Source organism: Sphingopyxis sp. CR5 (assembly GCF_059693785.1).
Genome location: NZ_JCATIE010000018.1, coordinates 56580 through 61582, shown reverse-complemented (window position 1 = coordinate 61582; position 5003 = coordinate 56580). Strand labels below are relative to the sequence as shown.

Below are 5003 nucleotides of genomic sequence, written 5' to 3'. Positions count from 1 at the left end.
GTTCGGCGGGCTTTTTGGAGCTTGAGGATTTGGGCTTCATCTTCGTTCCTTCGTCACTACGACGAAGCCCAAATCCTCCTTAAATCACAACCTCAAATCTGTGCCATTGGCGCTGACGGGGGACAATTTGGCCTAACAATCGCTTTCGCAGCTTCAAGCTTCTTTCTGGATTTTTTCAGCTTCGGGGGCGGGGCGCTCGTATCATGATCGGCGGGGAAAATCACGCCGAGGGATTTGACGTGCCGCTTCACCGCGCGCTGACAGAAGCCATTCTGCTCGGCGGTGCGCCCCGCGCCGTCGCAATAGCGAACGGAACGTTTGCTGCTGCGCTTGGGCTGGGCCTTCAGCAATGGATTGCAGGTCTTGCTGCCTGGGCGGCGGGCCACACGATCGCGATACTCGCGGCCAGGCGCGATCCAGAATTTGCGCGCATCGTGATCCGTCACCTGCGACAGCGCGGATATCTGTCATGTTGAACCTGCGCGAATACAGGAAGCGCGCCGACCGTCTTGCCGATCATCTTCCATGGGCGGCGCTCGTCGCACCGGGCGTCGTGCTCAACAAAGATGGCAGCTTCCAGCGCACGATGTCCTTCCGCGGTCCGGATCTTGAAAGCGCGACGGATTCCGAACTCATTGCAACCTGTGCCCGCGCCAACAATGTGCTCAAGCGATTGGGAACGGGTTGGGCGCTGCATTTCGAGGCATGCCGAAGCCCGGCGCCAGGCTATCCGGAAGGCAGCTTTCCCGATGCTGCGTCCTGGCTGGTGGACGAAGAGCGGCGCGCGGCGTTCGAAAGGGACGACGCGCACTATGAGAGTCGCTCGTACCTCACCCTCACATTTCTGCCCCCGCCCGATCAATCCGATGCTGCCGAGCGAGTTCTGATCGATCGCCTCGACGCACCGAAGGGACGCGACTGGCGCCAGGCTCTCAAGACATTTGTCGCCGAGACCGACCGGGTCTTCGATCTGTTCGGTGACTTCATGCCCTCCGTTCGAGCATTGGGCGATGCTGAAACACTTAGCTTCCTTCATGGCTGCATCTCTCTTGACCGGCACGAGATCGCGATTCCGCACACGCCGATGTACCTTGACGGGCTGCTGGCTGACACGCCGCTTGTCGGGGGGCTGGAACCCATGCTGGGTGATCGCTTCCTCAGCACCTTGACGATCCTGGGCTTTCCAAATCTCAGCCGGCCCGGGATTCTCGACGCGCTAAATCATCTGGATTTCGGCTATCGCTGGGTCACCCGGTTCATCGCGCTCGACAAGACCGAGGCGACGAAGGCGCTCACGAGTTTGCGGCGCCAGTGGTTCAACAAGCGCAAGACGGTGACCGCGCTTCTGCGCGAAGTGCTCTACAATCAGCCCTCGCAGCTGATCGACAATGATGCCGGCAACAAGGTCGCCGATGCAGATATGGCGCTGCAGGAGCTGGGCGGCGATCACGTGGCCTTCGGCTATCTCACAACGACGATAACCCTGTCTCATACTGATCGTGCCCGCCTTGATGAGAGGGTTCGCGCGGTCGAGCGCATTGTGAATGGACTGGGTTTTGCCTGCATCCGCGAGAGCGCTAACGCCGTCGAAGCCTGGCTGTCCAGTCTTCCAGGGCAAGTCTACGCTAATGTGCGCCAGCCTCTCGTCCACACGCTGATCCGCAGTGCTCGTGGCAAGGTTGCTTGGGAAGGTGATCTGGACGCCATGCGATCCGACACATGATCCTCGTTGTTTCGAGCGTCTGGATCGCTTTTTTCCGAGGTACGGCTTCTCCGGATGCTGTCCAGTTGGAGGCGTTGCCGGCTGACGAGCCCCTACTGATCGGTGATCTCATAACGACCGAAGTGTTGCAGGGATTCACGAATGAACGGGATTTCAACCAGGCGTGCCGACTGCTCGGATCGCTTGATCTGATTGATATAGGAGGCCGTGAAATCGCCGTACAGGCTGCGCTGAACTGCCGGACGCTCAGGGCGCTGGGCGTTGCCGTGCGCAAGACCCTCGATACGCTGATTGCGACGCACTGCATCGAAGTCGGAATTGCCTTACTACACACCGATCGAGACTGTTATCCTTTCAGAGAGCATCTCGGTCGTCAGACTATATGATGATGATTTCGCGAGAGAGGCGGCGTGTTGAAATTGCTGCGCCTCGAATTCGCAAGACGCACTTGTAAAGGAGGTAGCAAAATGCTACCTCTCGGGGCAGAGGTGACCTTTGGCCCAGTCCATTAAACTTGCTGACGACATTATGAAGATCGTCCGCCGTGAATCCGAATTGCAGAGCCGTTCTATCGCAGGTCAGATCGCGCATTGGGTGCGCATCGGCCGCGCAATCGAGAAATCGGGCAATTTCGATCATGCCCGTATCACTGCTGCGCTCGCTGGCGACATGGAGACAACCGACCTCACTGATGAGGAAAAGGACGTCTGGCTCGACAGCTTTGTCGAGAAGATGGGGCAGCCGGGGGGCGATGAAGACGCTTTCTTTGCCCGGCGACGGCAGCTTGGGCTAGGTGTTGGTCTCGACGCAGCCGGCAATCTCGTGCGTGAGAAGGCCGCGCATAAGGCATGACGCCGACGATGATCGTGCTTGCCGGGCCGAACGGCTCCGGCAAGTCGACCCTCTACCAGACTCGCGTAGCACCAAGCTTCGCAGGCCCCTTCATTAACGCCGACGTCATCCAGCGCGACGAACTTTGCGATCCCTCTCCAACTGCGTCTTACGAAGCAGCCAGGATCGCGTCTTCGCGCCGGGCTGACTATCTTGCTCGACGTCGGGATTTCGTGACCGAGACGGTCTTCTCGCATCCTTCCAAGCTTGAACTGATCGACGAAGCACGAACCAAAGGTTTCACCGTCATCGTGATGCATGTCGGTGTCGATACGCCAGACCTTTCTGTCGCGCGTGTCGGTACGCGCGTTGAGGAAGGCGGACATATCGTCCCCGAGGACAAGATCCGCGCCCGCTACATGCACGGGGCACCATTGATCCGCGCCGCAATCCTTAAAGCAGATCGCGGCATGGTCTTCGACAATTCGCGCCTCAATCAGCCGCCCAGCCATTGCCTGACATTCGCGAACGGGCGACTCGTCTTCGCATTGCCGCGCCTACCCCACTGGATCAGATCGGTTTATGAAGCAGACTTGGAGATCTGAATCCAAGTGCGAAGGATGGCCGGAGCTATTTGGTGCCAGCCAGGTAAACCTCGTCTGCTCAGCGACAACGGATCCAGCGACGTCGCCGGCGAACTGAAGGTTCATTCATCTAATATGCGTTGATATTTTCAGTAGCCAAACCCTCGCCTGGGTTCACGAGGAATACAATGGACCGACCGCATCGGTCCAACGCCGGGGCAATGGATGAAAATTCACGCAATATAAGACCGGCTCATCCTGTCGGAAGCGAACTGGATCAGTGCCGCAGTCATGGCGCGTGGCGGAAGTGCGCTGACCGCAGTGGCGGCTGCGCATGTCGCGGTCACGTCCCCCGATGCGCGCATCATTCTGCCGGTGCTTGGCGCCGCGCTCATTCTTTTCGCGATCTTCGGCTCGAGTCATTTAAGGATCGAGTTCAATCGGCCGGATCAAACGGTGACGATAACAAGGACGCCCGTTTGCCCTACTCGAGGCGTCGTACCGTCAGAGCGCGGGCGGATCCATGATCTTGCAACCCTGGAGAAGGAGAATGCGCGGCTTCGGCGTGCGAATCGGACCTGACGCTCGACAAGCTGATCCTGCAGGAGGCTGCCCGGGGAAACTTCTGAGCCCCGCGCGCCGCAGGCGCTGTATCGACCACATCAGAGTTATGATGCCGGTGTCCGAGCGGCGGCTGTGCCGCGTGCTTGGGCAGCACCGATCGACACAGCGCAAGGCGCCTCGCGGGGTGGATGACGAAGCGGCTCTCACCGAGGACATCATCGCGCTGGCCCGGCAATATGGTCGCTATGGCTATCGCCTGGTGACGGCATTGCTGCGCGATGCGGGATGGCATGTGAACCGCAAGCGGGTTGAGCGCATCTGGCGCCGCGAGGGGCTGAAGGTGCCGCAAAGGCAGCCGAAGCGGGGGCGGCTCTGGCTGAACGACGGATCGTCCATCCGGCTCCGGCCCGAGTATCCCGGCCATGTCTGGTCCTACGACTTCGTCGAAGGTCGGACGCACGATGGGCGCAAATATCGGATACTGTCGATCATCGACGAGGCGAGCCGTGGATGCCTGGCGTTGGTGGTCGCACGCAAGCTCAGGAGCGACGACGTGCTGGCGGCCCTCGCCGAGCTGTTCGTCGCGAGTGGGCCGCCGGCGCATATGCGGTCGAATAATGGCCCGGAGTTTATCGCGGCGGCGGTGCAGCAATGGCTCGCCCAGATCGCCGTGAAGACGCTCTATATCACGCCGGGGAGCCTATGGGAGAATGGGTATTGCGAGAGCTTCAACGGGTCGCTTCGCGATGAACTGCTCAACGGCGAGATCTTCTACTCGCTCGCCGAAGCCCGGATCCTGATCGAAGCTTGGCGGCGACATTACAACACCGTCCGGCCGCACAGCTCGCTCGGATATCGACCACGGCGCCGGAGGCCGTTCCATCGCCAGTGTCGCCCTCCGGTTCCGCTTCGCTCCACCTACGGCCAACACTGGCGATGGAGGGGCGAATGCACTAACAATCGCCGCGGACCACTCGGTAGGGGCCGGTCAAGGGACGGCTACATACGCGGCGGGCACCTCAAACGCATCGTTGCTTGACTCCAGATAGCCCGAAGCAAACCAGGCAAGGGTTAGCGCGCAAAAAGCGGGGCTCGTCTCCGCGTAGATGTCATGCGCGATCATTCGCTATCACCCAACAAGAGTTGGTATCTCGGATGCCATCCAATCCTGAGATTGGCAGCCTGGTAAAGTTCAGGGAAATTCACCCCGCTTGATCCGAAATCCGGCAATCGGCCGCTTACCCTTATGAATACAGGCGGAATGGTGGGACCGCCAACCCCGGCGGGGAAGGGGAGGCAGC

Annotated in this window: 5 protein-coding genes and 3 pseudogenes; 7 read left to right on the top strand and 1 reads right to left on the bottom strand. The window is 60.0% G+C overall.

From position 1 onward, the window contains the following. From AC58D2_RS19915 to AC58D2_RS19885, 7 genes and pseudogenes are all read left to right on the top strand, one after another. Window positions 1-207 (top strand): annotated as a pseudogene (locus AC58D2_RS19915) (hypothetical protein); the annotation flags it as partial. Continuing rightward, window positions 204-476, top strand: coding sequence for a VirB3 family type IV secretion system protein (locus tag AC58D2_RS19910; protein ID WP_494228008.1), 273 nt, complete (start codon window positions 204-206; stop codon window positions 474-476). The pseudogene AC58D2_RS19915 and the gene AC58D2_RS19910, both read left to right, overlap by 4 nt. Beyond that, a pseudogene (locus AC58D2_RS19905) lies at window positions 470-1657 on the top strand (VirB4 family type IV secretion/conjugal transfer ATPase); the annotation flags it as partial. The gene AC58D2_RS19910 and the pseudogene AC58D2_RS19905, both read left to right, overlap by 7 nt. Before the next feature lie 62 nt (window positions 1658-1719). Then, entirely contained in the window at window positions 1720-2109 is a 390-nt protein-coding gene (gene vapC / locus AC58D2_RS19900) for a type II toxin-antitoxin system VapC family toxin (RefSeq protein ID WP_494228007.1), read from the top strand. Between the two features lie 109 nt (window positions 2110-2218). Continuing rightward, entirely contained in the window at window positions 2219-2575 is a 357-nt protein-coding gene (locus AC58D2_RS19895; RefSeq protein ID WP_494228006.1) for a TA system antitoxin ParD family protein, read from the top strand. Continuing rightward, complete coding sequence (locus tag AC58D2_RS19890) at window positions 2572-3159, top strand: zeta toxin family protein (RefSeq protein WP_494228005.1); 588 nt, start codon at window positions 2572-2574, stop codon at window positions 3157-3159. Before AC58D2_RS19895 ends, AC58D2_RS19890 begins: the two co-directional genes overlap by 4 nt. Before the next feature lie 516 nt (window positions 3160-3675). Further along, a pseudogene (locus AC58D2_RS19885) lies at window positions 3676-4659 on the top strand (IS3 family transposase); the annotation flags it as partial. Between the two features lie 31 nt (window positions 4660-4690). On the opposite strand, the gene AC58D2_RS19880 reads toward AC58D2_RS19885, so the two are convergent. Further along, the gene (locus tag AC58D2_RS19880) at window positions 4691-4825 is read right to left on the bottom strand and encodes a three component ABC system middle component (protein WP_497392774.1); all 135 of its coding nucleotides are present in this window, start codon (window positions 4823-4825) and stop codon (window positions 4691-4693) included. Window positions 4826-5003: the final 178 nt, after the last annotated feature.